General features: G+C 65.7%; 35 protein-coding genes. 18 read left to right on the forward strand and 17 right to left on the reverse strand.

Annotated elements, in window-relative coordinates; all coding sequences use genetic code 11:
- The first annotated feature begins 468 nt into the window (after positions 1-468).
- From ACOQPE_RS03090 to ACOQPE_RS03105, 4 genes are all read left to right on the forward strand, one after another.
- Positions 469-1,062, forward strand: coding sequence for a hypothetical protein (locus tag ACOQPE_RS03090; protein ID WP_420610459.1), 594 nt, complete (start codon positions 469-471; stop codon positions 1,060-1,062).
- 78 nt (positions 1,063-1,140) lie between these two features.
- Positions 1,141-1,728, forward strand: coding sequence for an AAA family ATPase (locus ACOQPE_RS03095; protein ID WP_420610460.1), 588 nt, complete (start codon positions 1,141-1,143; stop codon positions 1,726-1,728).
- A gap of 74 nt (positions 1,729-1,802) precedes the next feature.
- Positions 1,803-2,480, forward strand: coding sequence for a DUF433 domain-containing protein (locus tag ACOQPE_RS03100; RefSeq protein ID WP_420610461.1), 678 nt, complete (start codon positions 1,803-1,805; stop codon positions 2,478-2,480).
- 12 nt (positions 2,481-2,492) lie between these two features.
- The gene (locus ACOQPE_RS03105; protein WP_420610462.1) at positions 2,493-2,909 is read left to right on the forward strand and encodes a hypothetical protein; all 417 of its coding nucleotides are present in this window, start codon (positions 2,493-2,495) and stop codon (positions 2,907-2,909) included.
- A gap of 4 nt (positions 2,910-2,913) precedes the next feature.
- Here ACOQPE_RS03105 and ACOQPE_RS03110 read toward each other — a convergent pair whose 3' ends face one another.
- Positions 2,914-4,524, reverse strand: coding sequence for a serine aminopeptidase domain-containing protein (locus tag ACOQPE_RS03110; RefSeq protein WP_420610463.1), 1,611 nt, complete (start codon positions 4,522-4,524; stop codon positions 2,914-2,916).
- A 119-nt stretch (positions 4,525-4,643) separates the two neighbouring features.
- Here ACOQPE_RS03110 and ACOQPE_RS03115 point away from each other — a divergent pair, with 119 nt between their 5' ends.
- Both ACOQPE_RS03115 and ACOQPE_RS03120 read left to right on the forward strand, forming a co-directional pair.
- The gene (locus ACOQPE_RS03115; protein WP_420610464.1) at positions 4,644-5,015 is read left to right on the forward strand and encodes a DUF2237 family protein; all 372 of its coding nucleotides are present in this window, start codon (positions 4,644-4,646) and stop codon (positions 5,013-5,015) included.
- 76 nt (positions 5,016-5,091) lie between these two features.
- Complete coding sequence (locus ACOQPE_RS03120; protein ID WP_420610465.1) at positions 5,092-5,469, forward strand: DUF2784 family protein; 378 nt, start codon at positions 5,092-5,094, stop codon at positions 5,467-5,469.
- A gap of 8 nt (positions 5,470-5,477) precedes the next feature.
- Here the strand turns inward: ACOQPE_RS03120 and ACOQPE_RS03125 are convergent, their stop codons facing one another.
- Positions 5,478-5,927: a PIN domain-containing protein gene (locus ACOQPE_RS03125; protein ID WP_420610466.1), complete on the reverse strand. Its 450-nt coding sequence runs from the start codon at positions 5,925-5,927 to the stop codon at positions 5,478-5,480.
- Entirely contained in the window at positions 5,911-6,264 is a 354-nt protein-coding gene (locus ACOQPE_RS03130) for a type II toxin-antitoxin system Phd/YefM family antitoxin (protein WP_420610467.1), read from the reverse strand. The genes ACOQPE_RS03125 and ACOQPE_RS03130 overlap by 17 nt, the downstream gene beginning before the upstream one ends.
- A gap of 353 nt (positions 6,265-6,617) precedes the next feature.
- Here ACOQPE_RS03130 and ACOQPE_RS03135 point away from each other — a divergent pair, with 353 nt between their 5' ends.
- A complete protein-coding gene (locus ACOQPE_RS03135) occupies positions 6,618-6,899 on the forward strand; it encodes a DUF983 domain-containing protein (protein ID WP_420610468.1) in 282 nt (93 codons plus the stop codon).
- Between the two features lie 37 nt (positions 6,900-6,936).
- On the forward strand, positions 6,937-8,487 hold the full coding sequence (gene betC / locus ACOQPE_RS03140) for a choline-sulfatase (RefSeq protein WP_420610469.1): 1,551 nt from the start codon (positions 6,937-6,939) through the stop codon (positions 8,485-8,487).
- A 102-nt stretch (positions 8,488-8,589) separates the two neighbouring features.
- Here the strand turns inward: betC and ACOQPE_RS03145 are convergent, their stop codons facing one another.
- On the reverse strand, positions 8,590-9,912 hold the full coding sequence (locus tag ACOQPE_RS03145; RefSeq protein ID WP_420610470.1) for a DUF4032 domain-containing protein: 1,323 nt from the start codon (positions 9,910-9,912) through the stop codon (positions 8,590-8,592).
- Positions 9,887-10,255: a hypothetical protein gene (locus ACOQPE_RS03150; RefSeq protein WP_420610471.1), complete on the reverse strand. Its 369-nt coding sequence runs from the start codon at positions 10,253-10,255 to the stop codon at positions 9,887-9,889. Before ACOQPE_RS03150 ends, ACOQPE_RS03145 begins: the two co-directional genes overlap by 26 nt.
- Positions 10,256-10,359: 104 nt before the next feature.
- Between ACOQPE_RS03150 and ACOQPE_RS03155 the strand changes: the two genes are divergently transcribed.
- From ACOQPE_RS03155 to ACOQPE_RS03165, 3 genes are all read left to right on the forward strand, one after another.
- Positions 10,360-10,656: a DUF1971 domain-containing protein gene (locus ACOQPE_RS03155; RefSeq protein WP_420611344.1), complete on the forward strand. Its 297-nt coding sequence runs from the start codon at positions 10,360-10,362 to the stop codon at positions 10,654-10,656.
- Positions 10,657-10,777: 121 nt separating this feature from the next.
- The gene (locus ACOQPE_RS03160) at positions 10,778-11,029 is read left to right on the forward strand and encodes a hypothetical protein (RefSeq protein WP_419916646.1); all 252 of its coding nucleotides are present in this window, start codon (positions 10,778-10,780) and stop codon (positions 11,027-11,029) included.
- 5 nt (positions 11,030-11,034) lie between these two features.
- Positions 11,035-11,403, forward strand: coding sequence for a PIN domain-containing protein (locus ACOQPE_RS03165; protein WP_419916647.1), 369 nt, complete (start codon positions 11,035-11,037; stop codon positions 11,401-11,403).
- A gap of 40 nt (positions 11,404-11,443) precedes the next feature.
- Here ACOQPE_RS03165 and ACOQPE_RS03170 read toward each other — a convergent pair whose 3' ends face one another.
- Positions 11,444-11,887, reverse strand: coding sequence for an SRPBCC family protein (locus ACOQPE_RS03170; RefSeq protein WP_420611345.1), 444 nt, complete (start codon positions 11,885-11,887; stop codon positions 11,444-11,446).
- 43 nt (positions 11,888-11,930) lie between these two features.
- Between ACOQPE_RS03170 and ACOQPE_RS03175 the strand changes: the two genes are divergently transcribed.
- Positions 11,931-12,086 (forward strand): hypothetical protein, encoded by a 156-nt coding sequence (locus ACOQPE_RS03175; RefSeq protein WP_420610472.1) that lies wholly within the window; start codon positions 11,931-11,933, stop codon positions 12,084-12,086.
- A gap of 62 nt (positions 12,087-12,148) precedes the next feature.
- Here the strand turns inward: ACOQPE_RS03175 and ACOQPE_RS03180 are convergent, their stop codons facing one another.
- Genes ACOQPE_RS03180 through ACOQPE_RS03190 form a run of 3 tightly spaced genes read right to left on the reverse strand, consistent with a single transcriptional unit; the run spans position 12,149 to position 12,917 of the window.
- On the reverse strand, positions 12,149-12,349 hold the full coding sequence (locus ACOQPE_RS03180; protein ID WP_420610473.1) for a DUF2283 domain-containing protein: 201 nt from the start codon (positions 12,347-12,349) through the stop codon (positions 12,149-12,151).
- Positions 12,346-12,597, reverse strand: coding sequence for a DUF4258 domain-containing protein (locus tag ACOQPE_RS03185; protein WP_420610474.1), 252 nt, complete (start codon positions 12,595-12,597; stop codon positions 12,346-12,348). Before ACOQPE_RS03185 ends, ACOQPE_RS03180 begins: the two co-directional genes overlap by 4 nt.
- Before the next feature lie 56 nt (positions 12,598-12,653).
- Entirely contained in the window at positions 12,654-12,917 is a 264-nt protein-coding gene (locus tag ACOQPE_RS03190; RefSeq protein ID WP_420610475.1) for a hypothetical protein, read from the reverse strand.
- Between the two features lie 345 nt (positions 12,918-13,262).
- Here ACOQPE_RS03190 and ACOQPE_RS03195 point away from each other — a divergent pair, with 345 nt between their 5' ends.
- Positions 13,263-13,586, forward strand: coding sequence for a hypothetical protein (locus ACOQPE_RS03195; RefSeq protein WP_420610476.1), 324 nt, complete (start codon positions 13,263-13,265; stop codon positions 13,584-13,586).
- 108 nt (positions 13,587-13,694) lie between these two features.
- Here ACOQPE_RS03195 and ACOQPE_RS03200 read toward each other — a convergent pair whose 3' ends face one another.
- A complete protein-coding gene (locus ACOQPE_RS03200; RefSeq protein ID WP_420610477.1) occupies positions 13,695-14,507 on the reverse strand; it encodes a phosphotransferase in 813 nt (270 codons plus the stop codon).
- Between the two features lie 283 nt (positions 14,508-14,790).
- On the reverse strand, positions 14,791-15,492 hold the full coding sequence (locus ACOQPE_RS03205; protein WP_420610478.1) for a hypothetical protein: 702 nt from the start codon (positions 15,490-15,492) through the stop codon (positions 14,791-14,793).
- Between the two features lie 440 nt (positions 15,493-15,932).
- On the opposite strand from ACOQPE_RS03205, the gene ACOQPE_RS03210 reads away from it, so the two are divergent.
- The 3 genes from ACOQPE_RS03210 (at position 15,933) to ACOQPE_RS03220 (ending at position 18,889) form a co-directional block, all read left to right on the forward strand.
- On the forward strand, positions 15,933-16,508 hold the full coding sequence (locus ACOQPE_RS03210; RefSeq protein ID WP_420610479.1) for an RDD family protein: 576 nt from the start codon (positions 15,933-15,935) through the stop codon (positions 16,506-16,508).
- A gap of 77 nt (positions 16,509-16,585) precedes the next feature.
- The gene (locus tag ACOQPE_RS03215; RefSeq protein ID WP_420610480.1) at positions 16,586-17,971 is read left to right on the forward strand and encodes a hypothetical protein; all 1,386 of its coding nucleotides are present in this window, start codon (positions 16,586-16,588) and stop codon (positions 17,969-17,971) included.
- Positions 17,972-17,980: 9 nt separating this feature from the next.
- Positions 17,981-18,889: a DNA adenine methylase gene (locus ACOQPE_RS03220; protein ID WP_420610481.1), complete on the forward strand. Its 909-nt coding sequence runs from the start codon at positions 17,981-17,983 to the stop codon at positions 18,887-18,889.
- Between the two features lie 94 nt (positions 18,890-18,983).
- Here the strand turns inward: ACOQPE_RS03220 and ACOQPE_RS03225 are convergent, their stop codons facing one another.
- The 3 genes from ACOQPE_RS03225 to ACOQPE_RS03235 all read right to left on the reverse strand — a co-directional run bounded on the left by ACOQPE_RS03225 (position 18,984) and on the right by ACOQPE_RS03235 (position 21,413).
- The gene (locus ACOQPE_RS03225) at positions 18,984-19,616 is read right to left on the reverse strand and encodes a hypothetical protein (protein ID WP_420610482.1); all 633 of its coding nucleotides are present in this window, start codon (positions 19,614-19,616) and stop codon (positions 18,984-18,986) included.
- A 241-nt stretch (positions 19,617-19,857) separates the two neighbouring features.
- The gene (locus tag ACOQPE_RS03230) at positions 19,858-21,030 is read right to left on the reverse strand and encodes a hypothetical protein (RefSeq protein ID WP_420610483.1); all 1,173 of its coding nucleotides are present in this window, start codon (positions 21,028-21,030) and stop codon (positions 19,858-19,860) included.
- Positions 21,031-21,089: 59 nt separating this feature from the next.
- On the reverse strand, positions 21,090-21,413 hold the full coding sequence (locus tag ACOQPE_RS03235) for a transposase (protein WP_420610484.1): 324 nt from the start codon (positions 21,411-21,413) through the stop codon (positions 21,090-21,092).
- Here ACOQPE_RS03235 and ACOQPE_RS03240 point away from each other — a divergent pair.
- The gene (locus ACOQPE_RS03240; protein ID WP_420609514.1) at positions 21,340-21,627 is read left to right on the forward strand and encodes a transposase; all 288 of its coding nucleotides are present in this window, start codon (positions 21,340-21,342) and stop codon (positions 21,625-21,627) included. The genes ACOQPE_RS03235 and ACOQPE_RS03240 overlap by 74 nt on opposite strands.
- Positions 21,603-22,493: an IS3 family transposase gene (locus ACOQPE_RS03245; protein WP_420609513.1), complete on the forward strand. Its 891-nt coding sequence runs from the start codon at positions 21,603-21,605 to the stop codon at positions 22,491-22,493. The genes ACOQPE_RS03240 and ACOQPE_RS03245 overlap by 25 nt, the downstream gene beginning before the upstream one ends.
- Here the strand turns inward: ACOQPE_RS03245 and ACOQPE_RS03250 are convergent.
- From ACOQPE_RS03250 to ACOQPE_RS03260, 3 genes are all read right to left on the reverse strand, one after another.
- Positions 22,408-23,619, reverse strand: a complete 1,212-nt coding sequence (locus tag ACOQPE_RS03250) for an ISL3 family transposase (RefSeq protein ID WP_420610485.1) — start codon at positions 23,617-23,619, stop codon at positions 22,408-22,410. The two genes, ACOQPE_RS03245 and ACOQPE_RS03250, sit on opposite strands and share 86 nt — an antisense overlap.
- Before the next feature lie 72 nt (positions 23,620-23,691).
- The gene (locus ACOQPE_RS03255) at positions 23,692-24,141 is read right to left on the reverse strand and encodes a hypothetical protein (RefSeq protein WP_420610486.1); all 450 of its coding nucleotides are present in this window, start codon (positions 24,139-24,141) and stop codon (positions 23,692-23,694) included.
- 12 nt (positions 24,142-24,153) lie between these two features.
- Complete coding sequence (locus ACOQPE_RS03260) at positions 24,154-24,903, reverse strand: AAA family ATPase (protein ID WP_420610487.1); 750 nt, start codon at positions 24,901-24,903, stop codon at positions 24,154-24,156.
- Between the last annotated feature and the right edge of the window lie 6 nt (positions 24,904-24,909).

Consider the following 24,909-nt stretch of genomic DNA (forward strand, 5'->3'; position numbering starts at 1 on the left):
GCGATTCCCAGAAGCCAGACCCCAGCCCGCAGCCACTGACGTGCTGCCATGTAGCCCGGCTTACTACCTGCAGTGCGTGGCAGCGAGACGCGCCGCAAGATTGACACCGAGTTGCCGTCGATTCGACACCCCTCAGCCGAGGCAGTTCATGGATGTCACCCCGGCGAACGGAGTTCTGCCATCAAGCTGGCGACGGCGGCCATCTCGGTCCTGTCCGCTTCGTCAGCCTCCAGTGCAGCGGTCTCGGCGGCGAGGGCTTTACGGTCTCGAAGACGTTCGACTTCGTTCCCTTCGCTCACAGGGGATCCGCTCATTGCTTCGGATTGTGTCAGCTCCTAGGCCTCGACCCTGTGAAGGGCGTTGTTCATCGATGAATGCGCTGCGTCGTCCGAGACTGAGCCTGCTTGTCAGCGGTATGTGGCGATGGAGACGCCGGGCAGACCTTCGAAACCTGACGGATCGGCGGTGATGACGATGCGGATCGCTGGTGCTGCACTGATCGTCGGGGTCGTCTTGGGCTGCACTGGAAATGCCGCCGACAGTCAGATAGTCGAAGATCGACCTCGACATCAATTCGTCGAGTGCCGGGATGTCATCGACATCGTCTCCGACGAGCTGCTGGGTCACGGCTATATGGCATACGGCGCTGGCGGCGGGTTCATCGCTCTGCCTTCGCGGCAACTGCAGCTCGGGCGGTCGGGGCCGGAGGGCTCGGGCTACGAGGACTACCGATTCGCAAAGTTCGGGCTGCTGGTGCGCCGCTCACAGCAGGCATCGCTAGCGATCGTGAAAGCCCCGGGCCGTGCGTTCCTCGAATATGGGCGGGTCGAGTTCGGGTCTGCGGATGCACTGACAGCCGGCCCCTGCGACTCACACGGTCCCGCATGCGAGGTCGGCTCGGCCGAGTACGTAGGCGGCTGGCCCTGCGGGGCCGATCGCGGCGAGTGGATCGTCTGGGCAGGCGGAATCTGGGTGGACGAGCGCGGCTGCGTCGACGTGCTCGCCTCCTCCGGCGAAGAAGAGATCCCCATACCGCTCGCAGTCGGCACTTCCTGCAACTGACCGAAAGACCGATCGACAATCGGCGAGTCGGCTGGGCGCACCTGAGGGCTCGCAAACTTGGCTCATACGCTTGCCGGAGTGTCAGTTCTGAGGTGGTCCGATGGGCTGCCGCTGAGGCCGAAACGGGTCTTGGTGGCAGGTGCGGCTGCTTCTGGCAAGTCGACGCTTGCCCGACTGCTCGCTGCCCATTGGGAACTGCCGTACGCGGAACTAGACGCTCTGTATCACGGCCCGCAATGGCAGCCAAGACCGACGTTCCGCGACGACATCGTTGCGCTGGCCACTCAAGATGAGTGGGTCACCGAATGGCAGTACACGATCGCTCGCCCGCTGCTCGCCGTGCGTGCCGATCTGCTCGTGTTCCTAGACCTGCCCAGATGGCTGGCGACCACCCGCGTCATCAGGCGGACGCTGCGGCGTGTCGTTCGTCGAAGCGAGCTGTGGAACGGGCTTCGTGAACCACCTCTGAGGACGATCCTGAGCGATCCTGACCACATCATCCGCTGGGCGATACGAACACACCACGAGCACGCGCCACGTGTCCGGGCACTGGCAGAGCAGCGCCCCGATCTCCCGATCGTCTGGCTGTCGACTCGGCGTGAGGCCGAAGCGTGGGTCAGGTCACTGACAGCAACGCCACCCGGCACAGTCGACGGAGAGGCGTGACGGCCGCAATTGGTTCGGCTCGGACGAAGAGTTCGTGGCATTGTGAGGACGAGCGCGCGTCCCGGGAGGTTCTCATGGGTCAAGTCACGTCGCTGCTTCACCGTGAGGTGTATGTGATGAGCCAGGTGGATCGCTTGCTCGACTTGGGCGTCGGCACAGCGCGGCGTTGGATCGATGGCTACGAACGTCGCGGTCGCCAGTACGAACCGCTGGTGCGTGCAGAAACCACGGGTTCCGATGCGGTCACGTGGGGCGAGTTCGTCGAGACTCGGCTGATCGCCGAGTACCGAAGCCGCGGCGTCGCGGTCGTGCGAATGCGGCCGGCGATCATGGCGTTGCGCAGAGAGTTCGAGACCGACTATCCGCTCGCAACCGCTCGCCCATTTCTCAGCGAAGACGGTCGGGATCTCGTGCTGCGCATCCAGGACGAGACGGTGCTGAGCCCGTCGCTGCGATTCGTGGTGCGCACCAACCAGAACGTCATGCTCTCGATGGAGGTTCAGCGCTTTCAGCAAGACGCCGAGTACGAGGAGACAGATGAAGTGCGCCGCTTCCGCCTATTCGGCACGCCGAACGTGGTGCTGGACCCCGAATACGGCTTCGGCGAGCCCACTGTCCGGGGCAGGCGATTGCGGGTCTCCGCTATCGCCGAGGCGATCGCCGCTGGCGAACCACGTGACGACATCAAGGCGACTTGGGACATCAGCGACGACATCGTCGACGATGCCCTGAGATGCTCACGGGTCGCATGAGCCTGCACCACCATGGCGCAAGGCGGCACGTTCAGCGGAGTCTTCATTGACGAGAACATCCTGGGCGTCGCGCACGAGCTCGACGCGCTCCGCCCGGGACTTGTGTATTGGGTCGGCCACCCTGCGATTCCGGAGATTCCGGTGTCCGCCAAGGACCCGGATCTGCTCGACGCGCTCGGCGCGAGCAGCCGAGACCTGATCTTCATCACGCGAGACAAGCGGATCCGTCGCGACAAGAACGAGCGCGATCACCTGGTCCGGTCGGCCGTCAGAGCAGTGTTTCTCACCAGCACCAAGAACATGGACAAGTCCCAGATGGCTGCACTCATTGAGCGGCACTGGGATGACATCGTTGGCGAGGTCGGAACCCAGAGAGGTCCTTCACTCTGGTCCTTAACCCGACGCGATGGCTTGAAGCCGATCGGCTAGCGGATCAGGCCTTGGTCTGTGCGGTGAGCCAGTCGGTGAGGAGCTGCAGGAACTCTGGGGCGAATTCGGGCGCAAGTTCGGTGTACTCGTCGGGGCTGCCGGTGACCGCCGCTTGGAAGAGGTGGTTGGCGCCGGTGACGGTGCCGATGGCATAGCTCGGAATGGCAGATGCTGCGATCGCCTCGGACAGTGCTGCTGCGTTGGCTGCGGGCGGCACTTGGGTGTCGAGCTCGCCGAACAGCGCGAGCACCGGCACTTCGAGCTCGACGAGGTCTGGCCGGGGGTCGTGGGTGACCAAGGATCGGAAGTAGCGGCTACGCAGCGGGGACAGCTGCTGCTCGACAGAGATGTCCAGAAATGCCTCCTCATCAGGGATCGACTCGCGTTGCTCCTCGGACATGGCTTCGAGTTCTCGACGGACCGCTTCCCGAGCGGACATCTCTGCCTCGCCCCAGCCTTCACCTCTCAGGATCGCCTGCAAGATCAGTTCCTGGTGAGCTTGTTGGCGAGCGATCTCGTCCGGCGGTGTGCCCGCTACCCTCAAAATACGAGGCAGCTGCATCCGCAGCAGCTCGTCACCCGGCACGGCGGAGCCCGCCAGAAGCGCCACGAACGCGATGCTGTGGGAGCGGTTGGCCACGATTGGGGCGATAAAGCCTCCTTCGCTGTGACCGATGAGGCCGATCCGATCGGCGTCAATGTCGGGGTGCGTGCGCAGCAGCTCGACTGCGGCCTCGACGTCACCTGCCCGATCTTCGAGGGTGGTGTGCGGGCCATAGCCATCCGAGCCGCCCACGCCCCGGTCGTCCCAGCGCAGCGAGGCGATGCCCGCCTGCGCGAGGTGACCGGCGAGATCGGCGAAGAGCCGGAACTGCCCGATGGTCACGTCGCGGTCCAGGTCGCCGCTGCCGTTGATGAGGACGACTGCAGGGTGGGGACCGTCGCCGTCAGGCAGGGCAACCTCGCCGGCCAGGACGAAGGCACCATTGGCGAAGGTCACTTCCTCGGAGCGGTGGCCATAGTCTGGGTCGGACTCTGCGGCAAAGTCCGGCTCGGCCCCATGACGGTGCAATCGGAAGGGTCCCGTATTGCTGAGCTGGGTGAATTCGCCCTCGATCACTCCGTCACGCAGCTCGCCATCCCACTTGATGAGCCCGAGCGGCGACTTCAGCTCAAAGCGCAAGCGCGTTCCCTCCAGCACGAGCTCGCTCAGCGGCAGTCCGATATTGCCCTGGACATCGATGGTGCCGCCGAGGCCGTCGTCGACGACATGCAGGTCGATCGCAAAGGGCAGGGTTCCCAGCCCTGGTACGTCGGCAGTGCCTTCCCAGCGGCCCTCGATCTCGGTCACAAGGCCGTCGCCGCCGTCCGGTTCCGCGAGTGCGGTAGTGCTCGGCGGCTGCGTCGCCAAGGTTGTTGACGAAACCGGCGCCGAGGTGGTGGCCGGAACTGCGGCATCTGCCGTCTCGTCCTCGCGCTCAGCGGGCGCAGAGCCGGTCGTCGCGGTCGTGCTTCCCTCACCGGGTGCGTCGGTTGCGGCGCTGCATGCTGCGGAAGTGCCTGCCAGCAGCATCAGCGCAGCCGCTGCCGCTGCGACGGTCAGGGTTCGCTTCATGGCGTAGCGAGTATTGCGCGGTTGCTCCCGAATCCCTTCCGGTGAGGGTCGACGGCTGGACGGCGCACGCTGGTCGGCTGCTCGTTCGACGGTGGCGGCGACCTGAGAGACTGGGATGCGTGGCCCAGAACGTTCTCGGAGACGAACTGCAGCCGTGCTCCTATGACCCGCTCACCGGCTGGTTCCGTGACGGCTGCTGCAACACCGACTCGGGCGACTTCGGCGTCCACACAGTGTGCGCGGTGATGACCGCAGAGTTCCTGGAGTTCTCCAAGTCGGCCGGCAACGACCTGTCGACGCCGCAGCCGGCCACGGGCTTCGACGGGCTGCGACCGGGCGACCAGTGGTGCCTGTGCGCCTCTCGCTGGACCGAAGCGCTCGAGGCGGGCGTCGCTCCCCCCGTGGTGCTGGAGTCGACCCACGCCCGCACTCTCGAGTGGGCAAGCCTGAGCGACCTCAACGCCCACCGCCACACCGGCAACGCCAACTGACCCCCGCAGCGGCAGCGTCACATCGACTCGCCGGCTGCTCGCGCCCTAGGCCCTTCGGCGGGCGTAGCGTGGCGGTGTGGTCGCATCATTGCTGGCGGCCGCTGTGGCGCTTGCCCACGGGCTGCTGGCCGTCTTCATCGTGGTGGGCGCACCGCTGGCTGCGCGCAGCCCCCGGTTGATGCGCTGGTACCTGGCTGCGCTGGCGCCGATCGCTGCGATCAACCTGCCCGGGTTGCCGTGCCCGCTGACGGTCTGGGAGCAAGATCTCTGGCGCCTCGCCGGTCAGACGCCGTATAGGGGCGGCTTCATCTCCCAGTACTTCGTCGAGCCGTTCTACGCCCCCGGATTAGACGCTCGTGGAGAGACGGTTCTGCTGGTGGCAGTGACGGTCTGGTGCCTCGGCTGGCTGCTGTACGCCGCCGCGTCACGCCTGCGCCTGCGCGCCGCACGCTGAGCGGGGCGCTAGGTCTCGTCGGCTGGATCTGCTCGTTGCAGCCAGAGGTCGAGTGTTGCGGTCGTCCACGTCGGCACACCGGTGCCCAGAAAGTCGTTGTCGTTGGTCCACACTCCGGCGCCGAGCGACAACGCGCACGCCACGACAGGCCAATCGTCTGGGTCGCGCAACGAACGGGCCCGCGCCTCGTCTTCACGTGCCAAGTAGATCGGCTCGGCGACGATGTCGACGTTCCCCATGACCGCCTCCAGGCAAGCCGTCACCAGGTCACGCTGTGTCGTCGGCGCGAGCCCGTGCTGCTCGCCGAATCGCTCTATTCGGGCAGGAAGCATCCACTGCGTCTCCTGCCACATGCGTTCGGGGAGAAACAGGTCGAGGCGGTTGTCACGCAGGCGCTCCCGTCCGGCCTCCCGCAGCAGTTCGCCGACGAGAACGCTGGTGTCAACGACGAGCCTCATCGGGTTGGGGGACCCAGTGCGCGGTCGAATAGACCACCCCCGCTGACGGGTCGTCGCTCACCCGAGCGGTCTGCAGCTGGATTCTCCAGTCGCTGCCGTCGCCGGCACCGACGATCTCAGACACCAATTCGTCCTCGCTCAAACCCCGCTCTTCGAGCACTTCGGTGACCAGAACGTCCAAGCGCTCGAGTGCTTGCGCCCCTGCGCGCCGGTCCTTGGCGACAATCGGGACGAAGAAGCCGACCGGCTCGCCGTGCTTCTCGATGACGAGCGTCTCGCCGGAGCCGATCAGCTTCGTCGCATGGTCGCGGAACTCCCGCACCCCGACTGACCTCATCTGAGCCGCCTCCCGCACCGTTGAGCTGGTTTGTGACCACAAGCGTAGCCACACCGCCTCGTGCCCGGACGACCGCCGATGCCGGCGACTCGGTGGGTCGAGCCCGTATCTCGTGATGGTTCGGTCGTGTCGAATTCCTTCATGGCGTTTGACTAGCCGGTGAGGTCGCCCTCCAAGAAGTGAATTTCCGGCGAGCTGACAACTGCCGCTGATTGCGGTAGGCGAGCGCCTGCTGCGGCGGCGCAATGTCGGGCGGGCAGACTGCGGGGGTGCGCGTTTTGTGGCGCGGATTGACGCTGGCTTGCCCGTCGTGCGGGGGTCGCGGCCTGTTTCGACGCTGGGGGCTGTTTGCCATGCGAGAGCGGTGCCCGAGCTGCGGCCTGAAGTTCGAGCGCATGGAAGGTCACTGGCTGGGCGCCGTGGCGGTGAACACGGTCGTGTCCGCAACCGCCGTGATCCTGACCGTCGTGGTGGCCATGCTCGTCTGGGGCACAGACGTCAGCCGCGGCTTGCTGCTGGCAATCGCAGCACCCGTCGGCGTGGTGGTGCCAGTGCTGTTCGACCCGGTGTCGCGCACACTGTGGACGGCGATCGACGCACTGGTCAGGCCACCGACCCCGGCCGACTTCGACTGATCCAACCGGTGCCGAGGCTGGGTGTAGGTTCCGCTCGGTGACGCGCTCGGGACGACGCCCGAACATCCTCGTCGTGATGGCGGATCAGCTGGCGCCCCACTTCACCGGTGCGTACGGCCATCCGGTGGTGCAGACCCCGGCGCTGGATGCGCTCGTCGAGCGCGGCGTGCGCTTCGATGCGGCGTACTGCAACTTCCCGCTGTGCGCGCCGTCACGGTTCTCGATGCTGTCGGGCCAGCTGCCGGCGTCGATCGGAGCGTGGGACAACGGCGCTGAGTTCGCGGCGTCTGTGCCGACGCTGACGCACTACCTGCGACTGCTGGGCTACCGCACGACGCTGTCGGGCAAGATGCACTTCATCGGTCCCGACCAGCTCCATGGCTTCGAGCAGCGCCTCACCACCGACATCTACCCCTCGGGCTTTGCGCTCACGCCCGACTGGGATGCGGCGTCGGGGCCGCCGAGCGACTGGTACACCATGGCCACCCTGTCCGAAGCGGGCCCGGTGGTCACCAACTACCAGCACGATTTCGACGAGGAAGTCGGGTTCGCTGCGGTGCGGCACCTCTATGACCTGGCCCGTGCCCCCGACGAGCGGCCGTTCTTCGTGGTGGCCTCGTTCACCCATCCCCACGATCCCTACGAGGCTCGGCCGCAGTGGTGGGATCTGTACGACCACGACAGCATCGACCTGCCCGACCCGATCGCTCCCGACGCCGTCGATGCGCACACCCGGCGGCTGCGCCAGGGCATCGGGGCCGACGGCGTCGGCTTCACCGAGGAGCAGTGCCGCAACGCCCGCCACGGCTACTACGCCAACACCAGCTATTTCGACTCGTGGGTCGGGCGCCTGGTGGAGGTGCTGGACCAGACGGGCCGCACCGACGACACCGTCGTGATCGCCATCAGCGACCACGGCGACATGCTGGGCGACCGCGGCACGTTCTTCAAGATGTGCTTCTTCGAGCGGGCCGCGCGGGTGCCGTTCGTGATGGCCGGGCCGGGCGTGGCCAACCGTGCCGTGCCCGATGTGTGCTCGCTGGTCGACCTGCTGCCGACGCTGCTCGACATTGCGACCGACGGGGGCAGTGACGGCTGGCCCGAGATGAGCACGCCGCCGGCGGGGCGCAGCCTGTGGGAGCTGGCGTCGGGCGGTGGTGGCAGCGGCGCCGGTGGCGAGGGCGACGGCGAGGCGCTCGGCGAGTACACGGCGGTGCTGACCACCCAGCCGATGTTCATGATCCGCCGGGGGCGCCACAAGTGGATCCACTGCGAGGGCGACCCGGCCCTGCTGTACGACCTGGTCGACGATCCGCTCGAGCGCAACAACCTGGCGGCTGATCCTGCCCATGCCGATCTGGTCGCAGCGTTCGCTGCGGAAACCGCTGAGCGCTGGGACAGCGCCGCGCTGCGCGATCAAGTCCTGGCGTCGCAACGCTCCCGGCGGGTAGTGAGCGCCGCGGCACACGCCGCCGGCATCGACTGGTGGGACTACAGCCCCCAGCGAAACGCCGCCGGCGAGTACGTCCGCGACGGCATGAACTGGCTGCACACCAGCCGAGGCAGCCGCATCCCCACCCCTCCCTGACCAGCAGCTCCGCCGAAGCCACTTTCGTCTATGTCGGCACGCCGGTGCCCAGGATGTGGCCGTCGCCCGCGTGCGCGAACCAGGCCGCCGGCGACCGCCGCCTCACACGCTCCGTGTCTCGCCGGTTCGGCGGAGGAAGGCGTCGTAGGGGTCGGCGTCGTCTTCCTGGTCGATGATGGCTTTCTCCTTGGGGAGCGCTTCGAGCACGTCGTTGACGAACGTGACGAGGGCCTCGGGGTTCTCGACCTGCCGGCCGGCGGCTCGGGAGAGCTCGTTGCGGTGCTCGATGAACTCGTAGATGAGCTGGGCATCGTCGAGCCGGTCGCGGTACCGGGCCGGGATCGCGGCGATGACCGGTTCGTAGCGCTCCGACAGCCAGCGGTAGGCCTTCACTGCCTCGGGCAGCGGTCCGCCGGCGTCGTGCTCGAGCGACAGGCCGTAGGCGTCGAGCGCATTGAGCAGCGTGCGGGCCTGGTTCTCCTGCACTTCCAGCCCGGTCAGCTTGCGCAGGCGCAGATGGGCGTGCCCCTCCTCCACCACGACAGGCCGGATGCGCAGCCGCGAGCCGTCGGACGACTGCACCACAGACAGCTCCTCCACGTCGAAGCCCATCGCGTTCAGGCGCTGGATCCGCTCGTTGATGCGCCACCGCTCGTCGGCGGAGATCTCGTCTTCGCGCGTGAGCTCCGCCCACACCCGGTGGTACCGATCGAGCAGGTCGTCGGTGATCTCGACCGGGTCGACATCTTCCTCCAGCAGCCCGCCGGCAATGGCGTCGTACAGGCCGCCGGTGATGTTCTCGACGCCGAGCTCGAGGTCGTGTCGGCGCAGCGCATCGCTGAGAGCCGGACGACATTCGGCGGTCTCGGCATCGACCAGGTACGCCATCAGGGCGCCCGCATCACGCCGGAACAGGATGTTCGCCAGCGAGATGTCGCCCCAGTACACGCCCTCGAGATGCAGCCTGGTGAACAGCACCACCGCCGCGTCGAGGAGCCGGTCGCGCAGCAGCGACGGCGAGGTGGTGCGGAACAGGTACTGGTACGGCAGGGCGAAGTCCAAGAAGCGGGTCACGAGCACCGACTGCAGCAACGAGCCGTCGGCGCCGCGCCGCCCGCTCACCACGCCCACGGCACGCACCGCTGGCAGCCGCTCGTCCTCGAGGTGGCGCAGCACGCGGTACTCGTGCTTGGCCTGCGCCTGCTCGGTCTCCTTGAGGGCATAGACCCGGCCGTCGTACTGCACCATGCGCACGACGTGGCGGCTGAGCCCCCGCCGCACCCGGATCAGCCGCTCGGTGACGTCGTGCCATTCCGCCAGCGGCCGGTCCCACGGCAGATCCAGGTAGTCGGGATGCCCCTGCCGGGTGAGGATCGTGAGCCCCGACTCAGCCGCAGGCTCAGGCCCCGACGACTGCACAGTCATCGATCTCGCGGACGAGGCTGGTGCCGCTGCCGGGCTGGCTCTCCCATTCCCATTCCTCGTGCAGCTCCAGCGAGCCGTCATCTGACACGACGATGCGGCTGCGGCAGTGCCCGTTGGCCGTGGTGCCGCTCGTGGTCACGTGCGAGTACCGGAAGTCCAAGCCGTCGCCGTCGCGCCGCCCGACGAGATGACCGAGCCGCACAGTGCCGCCCTCATAGCGGGCCCACACGACCCCGTCGGATTCCTCGTGGTACTCGAAGCGCGTCTCCGAGCCCACATCGCCCGCAGGATCATTCGAGACACCGGCAAATGTGCGCCCGTCAAGACTCGGTGCAGTACCCATCAGCGCAAGCTATCCACCGAGCAGCACCGGTCCGGTTGGCGCATCAGCTCCGGCAGGCAAACGCGGCTGCAGTGCGGGAACGGCCGGTCGCGTAGTTTCGGCTCATCACGCCTGACAGTCCACGGGTTCCCGCCGGGGCCACGCCGGCGCGCCGAACGCCCGCCTTCGACGCCGCCAACGTCCCCCCGGCACTCATCAGGTCTCATGTGACGTCGACATGGGCCGAACTCGTCGTGCTCGACGGATCGGTGCTGTTCGTCGACGACACCCCACGGCGAGTCCGTGCAGCGGCGGGAGAACGCGTGCCGATCATGCCCGGCGTCCGCCACCACATCGAACCGGCGCCCGATGCCGCGTTCTACATCCAGTTCTACGAACGCACGCTGGAATCCGCCGACTGAGCTGAGGCGCCGGCGAACCGGCTCGCGCTGGGGTCCATTTATTCGTTTGGCGGCCAGAGTCGTCAGACCTAGCGTCGCTGGGGTGTCGAGCAACTCTGGTGCGCTGAGTAAGATGATCGGTATGACAGCCACGAAGAGCCGGCTCACGATCACTGTCGACGCCGACATCGCTGACCAGGTGAAGGCGCTCGTAGCCCAAGGTGGCGCGCCGAACGTGTCGGCCTACGTCGAACATGCCGTGAAGTGCCAGCTCGCAGCCGATGCCGACTTCGACGTGCTGCTGGCCACGATGCTCGACGAAACCGGCGGGCCGCTCACACCCGACGAACGCGCCGCCGCGAGGCGTGTGCTGTCGGGCGAGGCTGCTGCCTGAGCGGCGTGGTCATCGACACCGGGGCACTCATCGCGTGGGAACGCGCGACCCGCACCATGGTTGCGCTCGTCGCAGAGGCGCGGGCTATCGGTACGACGCTGACGGTCCCGGCTGGCTGTGTCGCCCAGGCATGGCGAAATCCACGCCGTCAGGCACGTCTCGCAGCGCTGCTGCGCAGACCCGAGATCAACATCGTCCCGTTAGATGCCAGCGATGCGCGTCGAGTCGGCGTACTGCTGGCTTCAACGCAGACCACCGACACCGTCGACGCGCATGTCGCCGTTTGTGCACTGCGCCGAGGCCAGCCGGTGCTCACCAGCGACCCAGGCGACCTGGCTCGCCTATCGGCTGACATCCGAACGGTCCGCGTCTAGCCACCGAGGCACCGGCGGGCAGCCTCGCTCAGTGCGGCGGTCAGGCGTCTTCGATCATGGCTTTGAGGAGTCTGAGCTGTTTGGCGTCGGAGGTTCGGATGGCGATGCGCAGCAGGGGCCACATCGGCCGCCACAGCACGCCGGTGCTCTGGCAGTCGGCGGTCAGCGTGACCCGTGACGAACCCTCGTCGTGCCCGTGGATCTCGTAGGTGTAGTCCGCAGTCACGCCGCCCTGAACCGAGCGCAGCACGAGCGACTGCCCGTCGACGCATCGCACGATGGTGCTGGAGCGATCCTTGCCGCGAGCCCGGAACGTCAGCCGGGTGCCCTCGGCGGTGTCCCCATCGGCGGTGATCGTGTCGATCCCGGGCATCCACCGGTGAGCGTTCGGCCAGTCGGTGAGCGCGGCCCACACCCGCGGAGCCGGGTGACCAATGATCTCCTCAACAGCGAAAGCCTGCGAAATGACGCGCCCCCTCGGCAGCCCAGTCTGCCGCCGACCATCCGGCCGTCCTTAAGCTGACCGCGTGCGCAGACGCGAGAAGGTGCGGTGCCGCAGGCTGCGACGCGACGGCGAGCGATGCCGCAAGTACACGCGCTACCCCGATGCCGACTGCGGACGGCATGCGCCTGTGCACGTCCCAGATTCCACGGTCTTCGACCTGCCGGACTGTGGATTCTGAGGCCCTCGCCGGGCGCCATCAGCCCGAATCCGAAGTGGACTCAGCGTGGACGTAGCTTGCCGCTACGCGGTCTCGAACTGGAGCGAGTTGAGGTTGAGATCTGGCGATCTGGCCGACACATTCAGCATCTCAATGCCGACCACCTGTTCGGCTGCATTGAAGTCCAACACCACCCCGGGCGCGACCTCGAGCGAGTCGACGATCGCAGAATCATCGAGATGGAAATACAGCGCGTCGTCCTCCTTGTCGATTCGCAGCTTCATGCCTCACCTCGCATTCCGCGGTCAAAGAACACCGTAACCACTCGCCACGGATCTGACGACGTGTTCACCGCCGCACGCAGCACTCGGCCGTCACGCTCGTGTATTGGCCCATAGAAGCGCTCCACTGTGCTGTCGTCCGGGTCCCGCACGCGATGAGACGGCGACGCCACGATTCGCTCTACCCATGACCAAGGAATCGCTCGCCGTTCCATCTGCTGTCGTGCGTGGAGCGTGAACCTCAGTCGCATCTCGGCCTCGGTGCAGCAGTGCAGCTCTCAGGCGACGAGCACGCCGGTGTCGAGGATCACCGTTGGCTGAAATGGCGCTCGTGCATCGCAGCCACCCCGTCGGGGTCTGGCGGCCCCGATTCGGCTACCCACTCGGCCATGAAGTCCGCCAGGGCACGTCGACGGCGATGCTCTTCGGCGAGCATCACCAGTCCTTGCTTGATCGCTGCTGAGCGACCGCCGAATTCGGACGCGAGCTCGTCGAGCAGCGCACGGTCCTCGTCATCGAGGCGCACCGTGGCCGTCTCAGCAGTCGCCCCGGTATCAGCGTCGGACTCCATTTGCTCAACGGTACTCGCCATGGTCGCTCCCGCTTTCACCGCGTCACATGATGAGTCAAAAGTAGATGAAACCGCATGACACGCAAAATTGTTTTGTCGCGTCAACCGGCAACACTCCGGGCGCTGTCGCGGCGCTAGAGTCAACTTGGCCCGTTGGGCACCATTTTGGTCCGGGTTCCGGTGGAACCCGCTTTGCTAGGGATCTCTGTCGAGGTCCAGCCGGGACCCCCGCTGGGGGTCCCATTTTTTCATTTGGCGGGAAGTGGCGCCAGACGTAACGTCGCCGGGGTGTCGAGCAGTAGTGCCACGGTTTCAGGCCCTTCCCGTCAGGCTAAACTGACAAACATGAGCCTTCTAGCTCACGATCGCCTGCCGGCGCAGCCCATCGACGCGCTGCGGGAACTCGTGCGCACCATCGACGAGTGCGACGAACTCAAGCGCGACACGGTCGCAGCGGCTCGCGAAGCGGGCGCGACATGGGAAGCCATCGGCACGGCCCTGGGCATCACTCGACAGTCCGCTTGGGCGCTCTACTCAGCCGACGCTGCCGCCATCAGTGCTGATCTCGCTGCAAGCGCCGCGAACAACCCAGACCTTTCCGAGGACGAAGCACTCGACATCGCCGTCGAGGAAGTGCGGGCAGTCCGCAGATCTCGCCGGGCACGCTGACCCAGCCCAATGCGAGAGGCGTCACGTCAGTAGAGTCGCCCCTCAAAGCCACGGAACCGTCCCTGCTTCGGCAAACGGCCGGGGTTACGTCCTTTGGGGGAGCCTCAGTCACCCGCCGCCCGAGGGTGACTCGGCACTGCCGGCAGCGGCGGCGTCGGCGATGAGCGGGCGGAGCTGTTCGGCGGCGCGGTGCTGGCTCTCGAGCGTGGCCAGGATCCCCTCGCGCTCCATCTGCACGAACGCCGGGATCCCTGCAGCGATCTTGCGCACCACCGCCCGCCTGCAGCCGGCGATCACCTCGGCCACCATGTCGGCGAGCTCATCGGCCCTGCCGACGCCCAGCCCGTAGCCGCCCACCAACGCCGCTATGCGCGCCGACCGATCAGGCACGCCGGGCCAGCCCTCCAACCACCGATCCGCATCGCCGCACACCGGCGCGAACTGCCACACGGCGTGCGCGAGGTCCCACATCGGCGACGCCACGAAGATCCCGTCCCAATCGATGAACGCCACCGCCCGCCCGCCGGCGAACACCGTGTTGCGCGCAGCGACGTCGCCGTGGCACACCACCTGCCCCGACCCCACCGCGTGGGGGCCCTCGGCGAAGCCCGAGCCCGCAGCGAACCCCGCGACGCAGTCGTGATAGGACCCCAGCAGCTCCCCCACCGAGGCCAGCTCGCCTGCGCCCAGCCGCCAGCACTCGACATCGGCCGGCACCCACCCCTCGACCCAGCTGAGCACCATCGACCCGTCAGGCTCGGTACCGAGATACCGGGGAGCGCCGCCGAAACCGGCCTCCTCGAGATGGATCAGGAGCTGCCGCATCGACGCTGAGGACCCGGTCGCAGGACGCCGCACCGTGTCACCGACCCTGACGAACTCAGTGACACGGCCAGCCAGGGCTTCGGGCTCGTCTGTCACGGTTGCGGCCTCACCGCTCGGATGACGATCTTGTCGTCGCTGAAGCTCTCGATCTGAGTCTTCCTGCGACGACTTGTCGGCATAGCGCCCACTTCAGCACACCGGCCAGGTGCACTGACGCCGAGTGCGACGGACTCAAGCGCGGCTCTGTCGCGGAGGCAGGCAGAACCACGTCTGATGCGCCAGCGCGGTCTCGAAGCGACCAGCGCGAGCCTGCGCCTCGAGTTCCTCGCGTGTGAATCCGGTCTCGGCGATCGCGCTGTCTAGAGCTTCCCGAGCCTCGTCAGGAGTCGGCCGATGCACGACGATCTCGCTCGGCGATGGTGTTGAGGGTGCGGCTGACGGCGACGACCCATGTCTGGCAGTCGGCACACATCCATCCAATCAGTTCCAGCAGCTGAGCGTGATCACGCCGAAGATTGCGGCGGAAGATCGGCTCGTGATGGGCGATCCGGTTGCGGAGCAAGTGCAGCCCTTCCATTCGGTGCTCGACATCGGCACGGATGCGGCGCGGGTCACCTTGGGCTGGGTGGCACGGGAACGCCGACGCGAGGGCTGGCACCCACAGGGCCGTGAGATAGGCGGGGACGCAGATAAACCTCCAGAACCCGAATCCGAGTTCGGAGATGACAGCGCCATGCGCTGGCGAACCGCGGCGGCGGCGACTCGCGCGTTGCACGGCAGTGTCGATGGCATCACGCTGACGCTCGCGAAACAGCAGTTCTTGGGCAAACCACGGCTGTTTCCAGCCGCTCGCTGCGGCGAGGTCTTTCAGTGCTCTGTCCACAGCGTTTCGGAAGACGACCTCAAGCCGGCCGAGATCTGCATGAATGGCACCCGCCACAGCGCTGTTCCAGTCGTACAGGCGCAGGGCAGCAGCAAGGTCGCCTGCAGCGGAGTCGAGATATGGCCCCATGCGCTCGACGGTGAGGCGCTCCACGACGACGTCGAGGCCGTAGGCAGACTGTTGCGGCGCTGAGGTCATGCGTCTAAGGTGACTCCGAACACCTCGGAACCGTCCCTGCTTCGGCAAACGGCCGGGGTTACGTCTTTCCAGGATCCGACACGTCGGGAACCGCCAAGCGGGTGCCCTCCGCTGCGAGCTCGATGCAAGCTCCGGTCGCACCGTAGAGCCGGGCTACGGATGGACAGGCATGGTTTTCGGGGACGCGTTCGTCACCCGCTGATCGGCATCGCCACACACCGGCGCGAACTGCCACACGGCGTGCGCGAGGTCCCACATCTGCGACGCCACGAAGATCCCGTCCCAATCGATGAGTGCGACCGCCCAGCCGCCAGCACTCGGCGTCGGCCGGGACCCACCCCTCGACCCAGCTGAGCACTATCGAACCGTCAGGCTCGGTACCGAGGTACCGGGGCGCATCGTCGGCATTCGCCGACGCATCGAGGGCTACCGTTGCCGAGATGGCGGGGCGCATCCGGTTCGGTCCGCAACAGCCCGAGATCACACTCCGCTCAGGTGAGAATGTGCCGCTCGTCAGGCTCAAGGAACGGGCTGCGGCACGCGCAATCGACCTGGTGCCCGCCGGACTCGTGCTGGTGTTCGCAACTGCGCTCATGGGGTGCTTGGCGTACGCCAGTCTCGCCACGGGCGACGAATACGAACCATACGGGTGGTTGCTTGCGCCGCTGGCCATCGTGTTCGTGGCGCTGTTCTTGACCGCTGCGTATGAAACCTGGACAACATCGGCGACTGGGCAGACGCGAGGAAAGCGCCTGAAGGGAATACACGTCGTGCGTTTGCGCGACGGACGCAAACCGGGAGTGGCGGCGTCGTTCGTCCGCGCTGCATTGCCCGCCTCGGCAAGTTTGCTTGGGTTGACACTCATCTGGAGGGCCAGCCCGCTGATAGCGACGCTCGTCGCAGCCGCCTTGTATTGCCTCACCTATCTCTCGGCGATCTGGAATCGACGCGGGCGCGCCTGGCACGACAGCCTCTCCCAAACTCTCGTCACCACCCGCGTCACGAACGGCCGCTGACGCGCATCGGCTCCCGGCGTGCAAGTGACCGTGATCCAGCGATGTCCGCGCAATGGTCGCCGCTACTCTCACTTGCCGTGAAACGGGATGACATACCGATCGACAAGCTCCTGCTTGATGCCGAGAATCCACGGCACGGCGAGGTAGAGAACCAAGACGCGGCCCTGGAGCGACTCGTCGCTGTGAGACCACAGCATCTCAGGAACCTCGCAGAAGACATCGCCGAGAACGGACTTCACCCTGGACTCGGCTTTCTGGTCTATGCAACGGGGGATGGCCACTTTGTGGTGCTCGATGGCAATCGACGATTGGCTGCGATCAAGCTCCTCACACAACCGGAGTGCGCACCTGCGTCTTGGCGCCCACTCACAACTGAGATCAAGGTCGACTTGGCATCGTTCGAGAAACTGCCATGCACCATCTTGGATTCGCGTGAGGAGGGAAAGCCGTGGCTTGAACGGATGCACACGGGCCAGCGCGACGGAACCGGGGTCGTGCAATGGCCGCCGATCGCACAGCACCGCTTCAGCCCGCGGAACGACCAGCGCGGTCGTGGTGCAGCGGCATTGGCCTGGTTGAGCAGCCGCACTGCGACCGATGCGATCGAGATCCATGAAGCGATCGAAACCGTGGAGCACGAGATCACGACATTTGGCCGGTTTGTGCAAACCAAGGACGTTCGCCCAATCTTGGGGTACGACTTCAAGAAGAGCGACCTGGTGCCGACAGCGGGCACCAGTGACGCGGTCCTCTATGGACGCTTGATCGCCGCCGTCAAGGACCTCGCAGGCGGCAAAGACGTCAACGATCTGCGGTCGATTCAGCAGCGTGTCGCATACGCGCACCACTTGGCCGGTTCAGACGATGCCACCGACGAGGGCGAACCCGAGACGCAGGAGGATCCTTCGGAGGAAGCCAGCGAATCAGAGGAACCAGAAGGCGAACAACCCGCTGACGATAATCAGGAGCAGGAAAGCCACCGCGGATCACAGGAACAGTCCGAGCCGACAAGGCGGAAGCGGACACGTCGGCAGCAGGCAAACGTTCTCGAGGCTCCGCTGCCGGATGCGTACAAGCCTCGGATCGTGCGAATCTCAGAGGAACTCTGCGACCTCAACGTTCACGAAAAGCCCAACGCAGTGGCGGTCCTCTTGCGATTGCTGATCGAGATGACCACGGAGCAATGTCGACGACACGAGAACCTGCAGAAGAAGGGCTCGCTGAATGATCACATTGAACGGGTGATCGAGCGCGTCCAAACACCTCAGGATCAACAGGACAAGGTGTTTCACGGCGTCAAGGTCAGCCTGCAGTCTCCGGACGACCGTGACCACACGAAGAACTTCAACCAGCATGTCCACAACGTTGACTACCTTCCCGCCCCAACGGACCTGATCAACACTGCCCACAACTACGGCATCTACTTCGACCGCATCGCGTTACGCCTCGCCACGAGCTCCTAGGTCCCAGCAATGCCTCACGTGAGCCCGCTGCGCTACCCGGGTGGAAAATCGCTGTTGGCGAATTTCGTCGCAGACGTGCTCGGCGGCCTGCCTGATGTCAAGCACTACATGGAACCCTTCGCGGGGGGCGCAGCTGTTGCGCTACGTCTGCTCTACGAGGGCCGCGTGTCGTCGGTGGCCATCGGCGACTCTGATCCCGCAGTAGCAGCGTTCTGGCGCTGTGCTGTTGCGGACACGGACGAGTTGATCGAGAGGGTGAACGAGTGCCAGGTGGATCTCAGCACTTGGCATGCTCAATACCGAACGTTGACGAGCTCAGAGCCCGCGAACGACCTCGATCTTGGGTTCGCGACGTTCTTCCTCAACCGCACCAACCGGTCGGGCATCTTGCGCGCAAGGCCAATTGGCGGGCTGCACCAGGACGGCCCTTGGCGCTTGGACTGCCGCTTCAACAAGAGCGACCTTGTCAAGCGACTGCGCAAGATCGCCCAGCACGCTTCCCAGATCGAAGTCTTCGAAGGCGAGGCGATCGACCTGCTCACCGGCACCGACGAGGATCGACGGCAACGCACATTCGTGTATGTCGATCCGCCATATCTGACGCGCTCTTCGGGTCTGTATCTGGATGAGATGTCGTTCGGAGGGCATAGGGACATCGCGCAGTTGCTGCGGAGTGAATTCCCTTACTGGATGGCGAGCTACGACATCGATGATCGCGTCAAGTCGGAGCTGTACCCCGGCAGCCACATTTTGACTTTCGCTCTGCGCCACTGCGCTTCGAGCCCGCATGTGGGGACTGAACAGATCGCGTTCTCCGACGCCTGCGCTCTTGGCGGCAAAATCCGCTACCCCAACGCTGCCGCTTCGGTGTGGACTCCAGCCAGCGCGGCACGTCGCTCGCAGAGCTCTAGCTCATGAGCCTGCCGCTCAAGAAGTGCCGCGGCGGCACTCCTTGCCCGAGCGCCCCTAGATCCATCCTCGCCCGACGAGGCATGCGCGCCCCAGGGCGCGGCTAGCGCATCAGGCCTGCCCGAGGGCGAATCTCGGCCACGAGCTCGACTGGGCGCAGGATTCGGATTCCGAACCGCTCCACGTCATCCCTCACTCGCCAGATCGACTTGTAGTCCATCGTGAGGAACACATCGCAGCGCAGCAGTAGGGCGTCGATCATCAACTGGCGATCGCCTTCGTCCGGCATCGCTGCCAGCAGCTCGGCCATGAAGCATCGTTGGCGTGCGGTGAGGACATCAGTGTCGACCGGTCTCCGTGATTCCGGTTCATCTGCACACGCCTCCAGGAGCCCAGACGAATAGCGGTCCAGATCAGCGCCCCACAAATCAAGCCGTACGCGCTTAACGGGATTTGGTGTGGCAGCAAGCTCGTCGCGGGTCCTGGGCGAAATGACGATTGGCAGTCCACCGCGACGGCCCAAGTCCATGAGTTCGGCCAACGCGTGTACGTCGTCGGCGGTTCTCGGGCCCAAGCGGCTCAGCTTCTCCTCCGACTCAGGCGAGAGATCATTGTCGTAGATGAACTCGCCAAATGTTGCGAGGTTCTGAACAACATTGGTGTCCAAGAAGATCAAGCGGGGAAAGTCCGGGCGACCGTGTTCGCTCGCGTTCGGCGGGTAGAGAGAATTCGCCATCACATTCTCCGTTGAGTGCAGAACGATTCGTCCGGCGTACGCAGGCCGAGGGGAACCGTCCAGCCCAGGCTGACTTAGGAAGATAGCGGTGACTCGGATCGCCTCCTAGCCCATTTTCTTGTACAACCGTCGGCGGCCCACCCGCATCACGCGCACACAACCTCACGCGAACCCACATCTAGCTAGCTGTTGGGTCGGGTCCTCGTCACCTGCGAGAGCTCAGATGCCGTGACCGGGCAGATCAGATAGCGAGTGCCTCATCCTCAGCCCATGCCAGCCGAGTTGAGTGATGCACAGGCTCGCCATCGGAGTCCGAGCCCAGCTCCACTGTGATCAACTCGTCACCCTCGAAGGCAGGGCTCAGTTCGAGCGCAAGGTATTCGAATAGCTCACGTTCGTGAACTGCCAGCACCAATTGTCGTTCGTGGTGCTTCGCCAAGATACGAAGGAGTGCCGCGAACTGCGCTATGTGCACCTCATCCATCGACTGCACAGGGTCATCGAGAACGAGACACGGGAACTTCGGTTCGACTGCTAGATGGAGAGCGATGAACAACGACAGTGCAGCTGTGTTCAAGTTGCCGGTGCTGAGCATCATGGACGGCGTCCCGGCCGTGCCACCCGCTCTGTGAATTGTCTCTAAGTGGAGTTCAAGCGCGGTGCGCGTCGCAGTTGGGGGCCCGAAGCTCGGAACAAAGGGCTCGGCAGGTGCCAAGCGCGAAAAGACGTCCCTCCAGACGTCATTGAGCGACTGGGTGAAGACGCGCTGGACGATCGCCGTTCGACTGCGCGATGCGGCTGCGTGGACGGAGCGTGCAACCTCGCGTCGACGGTCGGCTTCCCTAATTCGCTGGTCCCACAGTTGTTTCGATCGGGCTGCCTCAGCGACTGCCTCCTTGAACCCTTCGGAGCGGGCGATTGCCGCCCGAAGCCGTCCAAGAAGCGCCCTTGCTTCGGACGACGACCGGGAGTGTTGGCCAAGCTCCTGCAGTTGGCTCGAAGCGAGGTTATGTAGCCGTGTCCAAACCTCGTCCGGTGACTCACGCGGTCCCGGGGTGATGGTGCGAAGCTCGGTCGCAAACTTGGTGAGCTCATCTGCGACGGCTTGCTGCTCGCGATCCTCGGCTTCAGTCTCGGCAAGCTCCCTCGCCGCATTCTCAGCGCCGGTTTGCAACTCCTGCCCTCTGTCCATCGAATCGGCCAATGCTTCAAGTCGGTCTTGAAGTCCAGCCACGGCCAAATGACGTGCAGTCAACTCATCGTGTTCCGCCTCTGTGAGCAAGGAAGCCTCAGCCGCGGGCGCACGTTGTTGCGCGGCGAGAAGTTGCGTCGTCAGCTGAGCTCTCTCATCTGACAGCGTTTGGATCTCGGCCCCAACGCTGGCGAGATCGGCGATCTTCCGGTCAATGTGCACCAGCAGGTGCTCCTCAGAAACTTCGGAGAAGTCTCGATCGCAAACAGGCTCTTCGTGTTTTAGCGTGGAGTCAGCGTGTCGAGCAGGGTCCAGTCGGGCTTGCCTGCATACAGCAGGACTCGTGTGCGGTAGTGGTCGAAGTTGGTGATCCCGAACGACACCCGCTTGATCAGCTTGGCGAGGTTGTTCGCTGCTTCGGTCGGCCCGTTGGTCACACGCGACCGGTGCCAGTTCGTGATCTGGGTGCGCCAGGTGGCCAGTGGGCTTCCCCCGGAATCTGGGAGGCATGCTCTTTGAGGAAGGGGAGCTGTGCCAGAGACAAGAAGAAGGTTCGATCCGGAGTTCCGCGCGGGTGCGGTGAGGATCGTGACAGAGACAGGCAAGCCGATCGCTGTGGTCGCCCGCGATCTTGGGATTCACGCGGGCACTTTGGGCAACTGGGTCAAAGCGGAGCGTCAGGCTGGCGGGGAGGGCGTTCTGGACGCTGACGAGCGTGCCGAGCTGGTCCGGCTGCGGCGCCGCTGCGCTGAGCTGGAGATGGAGCGCGACGTGCTCAAACGATCCGTGGTCCTGTGGGTGAACGAGGCGACAAGGTGACCCTGGCGCGGTTTGTGGCTTCCCAGAGGACCGATCACGGCATCCCCCACGCGGTCGCGTGCCGGGCGCTGGGGGTGGGCGAGTCGTGGTTCTACCGGTGGCGCCACGGGCCGCCGTCGGGCATCGAGGCGCGGCGGGCCGATCTCGACGCAGCGGTGAAGCGCTGCTTCGAGGACTCCGGTGGGACCTACGGGTCCCCCAGGGTGCGGGTGCAGCTGCGCCGAGCGGGGCGGGCTGTGTCGAAGAAGTCCGTGGAGGCCTCCATGGCCCGCCAGGGCCTGGTCGCACGCCCCACCAAGCGCCGTCGCTCCCGCACAGACGACCGCGACGCCGCCCCCGAGGACCTGATCGGACGCGACTTCACCGCCGACGCGGCCGACCGGCGCTGGGTGGGGGACTTCAAAGAGATCCCCACCGGCGAGGGCAAAGTGCACCTCGCCGCGGTCATGGACCTGTACTCGAGGCGCATCGTGGGGTTCGCGACCTCGAACTCCCATCCCACAGCCGAGCTCGCCCAGGCCGCCGTCGAGATGGCCGTCGCCACCCGAGGCGGCGACGTCGCCGGGGTGATCTTCCACAGCGACAAGGGCACCCAGTACACCGCCGGCGACTTCGCCCTGGCCTGCGAGAATCTCGGCATCACCCGCTCCACCGGACGGGTCGGCTGCGCTTTGGACAACGCCCCAGCCGAGTCGTTCTTCTCGACTCTCACCCACGAACTCATCCACAAGCGACACTGGGCCACACGCCGCCAAGCCAGACGCGACATCGCCAGATGGATCACCGACTGGTACAACCCCCGACGGCTGCACAGCACCCTCGACATGACCAGCCCCATCGACTACGAACAAGCCAACAACGACTGACCGACCCTCCCAAATTTGGGGGGAAGCCCACCAGGGTGCGGCCGAGCTTGTTCAGCTCCGCCGAGAACGTGTCGTCTTGGAGGTCGCGGGCGAGCTCGTCGAGCGTCTCGGCGGCGACGCTGCGTTTTGGGATCCGGTAGACGCCGCGCAGGGTCTCCTTCGCGTGCCACGCGTCGCGCACCTCGCCGCGGGGGTCGCCGGCTGCGAGCAGGCCCCGCAGCTTGGCTCGTCCGCGGTCGGTGACTCGCTCGGACGCTTTGAGCAGCAGTCTGCGTATCCGGTAGAGGGGGTCGTGTTTGGTGCCTCGCCCGCCGGTGGTCTCGTTCTGAACCCGGCGGCGCACGTCGTCGATAGCCGAGTTGGCGAGCTTGATCACGTGGAACGGGTCAGCGACCTGGCGGGCGTGCGCCAAAGCGTCGGTGAACGTCTTGCGATAGGGACCCGACAGGTCCATCACGCCCCAGCGGATCTGCTTGCGCCATAGCGACGATCTCGCTCGGATCCATGCGGTGGCCCCGTCGGCGCTGCGACCAGCGACTATGTCGAGCAGCCTGCCGCGGCGGGTGTCCACGATCGTGGTGCCCCAGTGCTTTTCTCGGTACCGGCCGCGGCGGAACATCAAAATCTCGTCCAGGCCCAAAGCGGTTACCCCGTCGAGGCGTGCCGAGTCGGCATCGAGCAGCGCCGATCCCCACCGGTGCACTGCCCGCATCACCGTGTGCCATCCCGCACCCAGCTCGGCGGCGATCTCGCTGACCGCCCGACCGGCACCCGCGCGGCGGGTCGCGTGACGCGCTGCCCGGCTGGTCATCCGCGCCCTGGGCGGCGCGACTGCGGGGTCCTGGTCGGTGAACGTGCCTACCGCGCACGACCCGTCGGGGCAGCGCCAGCGGCGCTTGCGCCACCCCAGCCGCACCGGCCGCCCGAACGCCGGCAGATCAGCCAGCCTCACCGTGCTCGCGCTGTGCGCCCACACCGGCCCCCCGCAGCCGACACAGCACGGCCGCCCCGCCAGCTCGACCCCGATCTCGAGCGGACCGCCGTCGCGGTCCCTCACACCGGTCACCGTCACGCCGGCGCCCAAGCCGACAACCACATGCAACGCGCGAATAGCGTCAACCCTCACAGGGATCCTCCAGAACTCGGGGCTACGAACACCTCCGATTCTGGGGGATCCCTCCCAATCAGGCCGTGACCCTCACACAGCTACTCCACGCGCAAACGCGAAGCGCCCGCAAACAGGGCAGATGCCCTCCGAGGCTTGATCCCGCAACTCGGCCAGCACCGTCGCCAACGTGCCCGCCTGTGACTCTCTTGCCGCGATTTCGGTATTGACGCGGTCTAGCCGGAGATGAAGATCGGCCGAGGTCTGCTTGACTTCGGCGAGCTGGGCAACAGCAGTGCCGTGCTCCGCGATGCGGAGCTCTATGGCTCTGGTTTCGTCTACCAACGATTGTCGAAGCGTGGGGCCGGCGCCTAGGCCGAGCGCGGCAACGTCGTCACGAAGTGCTTGGATCGGGGCCTCATAGGATGCGCGCCACTCCTGAAGCGCCGCCTCAGCGGCTGCGAGTAGAGCGCGGGCTTCCTCGAAGCGCGCCGCTGCCGGGCGCTGGCCGAGTCCGCGAATTCGGCCGCGGAGTTCAGTCATCGCCCTAACGCGCTACTCCGACGCAGCAAGCGCTCCAGCCTGGTCTCCCTCGGTGAGCAGAGACTCGATCTCTTCCAGATCTCCTTCCGATCCGGGGAGAGCCGCACTTAGGCCCAGACTCGCCAGCACCGCCACAAGCCGCTCACGTATCTCAGCAAGCTCGCCCTCGGCCCTCGACAGTTCACCGGAAGTAATCTCGATCACAGCAGTGGATTGCTTCACTTCACTCTCTGCGTCGGCGTAGTGGTCCGAGAGATTCCTCAACCGCCGAATATCTGTCGCGTCATGCAGGCCAGATCTCAGCGCGTCCAACTGATCAAGGCCGAGTAGCTCACTCACGAATCGAGCAAGCGCGGACTCCTGATTGCCTTCTGTGTACTGATAGAGGTCCAATAGCTGACCCAGAGATGCTTGGTCGAGATATGAGCGCTCAGCGAAGAACTGGGCCGTCTCTGGGTCGAGTGTCGGAGCGCCCCTGACCTCGTCTCCGCCTACCGTGGTCCGCGTCGGCAGATGCGCGCGACCGTCGTCGCCAGCGATGTCTACTTCGATTGTCGCAAAGGACGAGCCACGATGTGGCAGGTGTGCTGTGTAGCGGTCGTCTTGGCGGTGCATGGCCCGGATCTCACCCGTGAGTCCGAGTTCAATCGCGGAGAGAATGCTCGTCTTCCCACTCCCATTGGCACCGTGAATCAGGACGATCGGGGCGTCCAGCAGAATGCCCCAGCTGCCCTTGATACGCCGGAAGTTAGAGATCAGCACTCGGCG

The organism is Candidatus Poriferisodalis sp., assembly GCF_965219595.1.
Lineage (GTDB): Bacteria > Actinomycetota > Acidimicrobiia > Acidimicrobiales > Poriferisodalaceae > Poriferisodalis.

Excerpts from the sequence above, each read along its gene's own strand:
- ACOQPE_RS03255 (WP_420610486.1), bottom strand. The coding sequence starts at position 24,141 with ATGACTGAACTCCGCGGCCGAATTCGCGGACTCGGCCAGCGCCCGGCA.
- ACOQPE_RS03135 (WP_420610468.1), top strand. The coding sequence starts at position 6,618 with ATGCGAGAGCGGTGCCCGAGCTGCGGCCTGAAGTTCGAGCGCATGGAA.
- ACOQPE_RS03220 (WP_420610481.1), top strand. The coding sequence starts at position 17,981 with ATGCCTCACGTGAGCCCGCTGCGCTACCCGGGTGGAAAATCGCTGTTG.
- ACOQPE_RS03190 (WP_420610475.1), bottom strand. The coding sequence starts at position 12,917 with ATGGAGTCCGACGCTGATACCGGGGCGACTGCTGAGACGGCCACGGTG.
- ACOQPE_RS03225 (WP_420610482.1), bottom strand. The coding sequence starts at position 19,616 with ATGGCGAATTCTCTCTACCCGCCGAACGCGAGCGAACACGGTCGCCCG.
- ACOQPE_RS03100 (WP_420610461.1), top strand. The coding sequence starts at position 1,803 with ATGGGTCAAGTCACGTCGCTGCTTCACCGTGAGGTGTATGTGATGAGC.
- ACOQPE_RS03160 (WP_419916646.1), top strand. The coding sequence starts at position 10,778 with ATGACAGCCACGAAGAGCCGGCTCACGATCACTGTCGACGCCGACATC.
- ACOQPE_RS03105 (WP_420610462.1), top strand. The coding sequence starts at position 2,493 with ATGGCGCAAGGCGGCACGTTCAGCGGAGTCTTCATTGACGAGAACATC.
- ACOQPE_RS03185 (WP_420610474.1), bottom strand. The coding sequence starts at position 12,597 with ATGCGACTGAGGTTCACGCTCCACGCACGACAGCAGATGGAACGGCGA.
- ACOQPE_RS03125 (WP_420610466.1), bottom strand. The coding sequence starts at position 5,927 with ATGAGGCTCGTCGTTGACACCAGCGTTCTCGTCGGCGAACTGCTGCGG.
- ACOQPE_RS03130 (WP_420610467.1), bottom strand. The coding sequence starts at position 6,264 with ATGAGGTCAGTCGGGGTGCGGGAGTTCCGCGACCATGCGACGAAGCTG.
- ACOQPE_RS03195 (WP_420610476.1), top strand. The coding sequence starts at position 13,263 with ATGAGCCTTCTAGCTCACGATCGCCTGCCGGCGCAGCCCATCGACGCG.
- ACOQPE_RS03090 (WP_420610459.1), top strand. The coding sequence starts at position 469 with ATGACGATGCGGATCGCTGGTGCTGCACTGATCGTCGGGGTCGTCTTG.
- ACOQPE_RS03145 (WP_420610470.1), bottom strand. The coding sequence starts at position 9,912 with ATGACTGTGCAGTCGTCGGGGCCTGAGCCTGCGGCTGAGTCGGGGCTC.
- ACOQPE_RS03205 (WP_420610478.1), bottom strand. The coding sequence starts at position 15,492 with ATGACCTCAGCGCCGCAACAGTCTGCCTACGGCCTCGACGTCGTCGTG.
- ACOQPE_RS03150 (WP_420610471.1), bottom strand. The coding sequence starts at position 10,255 with ATGGGTACTGCACCGAGTCTTGACGGGCGCACATTTGCCGGTGTCTCG.
- ACOQPE_RS03110 (WP_420610463.1), bottom strand. The coding sequence starts at position 4,524 with ATGAAGCGAACCCTGACCGTCGCAGCGGCAGCGGCTGCGCTGATGCTG.
- ACOQPE_RS03180 (WP_420610473.1), bottom strand. The coding sequence starts at position 12,349 with ATGAAGCTGCGAATCGACAAGGAGGACGACGCGCTGTATTTCCATCTC.
- ACOQPE_RS03210 (WP_420610479.1), top strand. The coding sequence starts at position 15,933 with ATGGCGGGGCGCATCCGGTTCGGTCCGCAACAGCCCGAGATCACACTC.